Origin of the sequence: Mesorhizobium sp. (assembly GCF_004962925.1) — a bacterium.
In the GTDB taxonomy this organism is placed as follows: Bacteria; Pseudomonadota; Alphaproteobacteria; order Rhizobiales; family Rhizobiaceae; genus Mesorhizobium.
Genome location: NZ_SUEO01000363.1, coordinates 1 through 279, shown reverse-complemented (window position 1 = coordinate 279; position 279 = coordinate 1). Strand labels below are relative to the sequence as shown.

At 60.9% G+C, this 279-nt stretch carries 1 protein-coding gene; it reads left to right on the top strand.

The annotated features are described in order from the left end of the window. On the top strand, positions 1-234 hold a 234-nt coding region (locus E5W87_RS34885; protein ID WP_292408354.1), incomplete at its 5' end, for a cold-shock protein. Positions 235-279: the final 45 nt, after the last annotated feature.

The following is a 279-nucleotide window of genomic DNA, read 5'->3' as shown; positions in this document are numbered from 1 at the left end:
AGCGGCCTCGAGCGGGCGCTGGTGAAATGGTTCAACCGCACCAAGGGGTTCGGTTTTCTGACCCGGGGCGAGGGCACCGAGGACATTTTCGTCCATATGGAGACGTTGCGCCGCTACGGCATCACCGAGCTCAGGCCGGGGCAGGTCGTGCTGGTCCGCTTCGGGCGCGGCGACAAAGGCCTTATGGCTGCCGAAATTCACCCGGATATGGGTACCTTGCCGGTCTCGCATTAGAACGATTTCCGGCCGAGGATTTTGAATGACTCACAGGAACTGGCT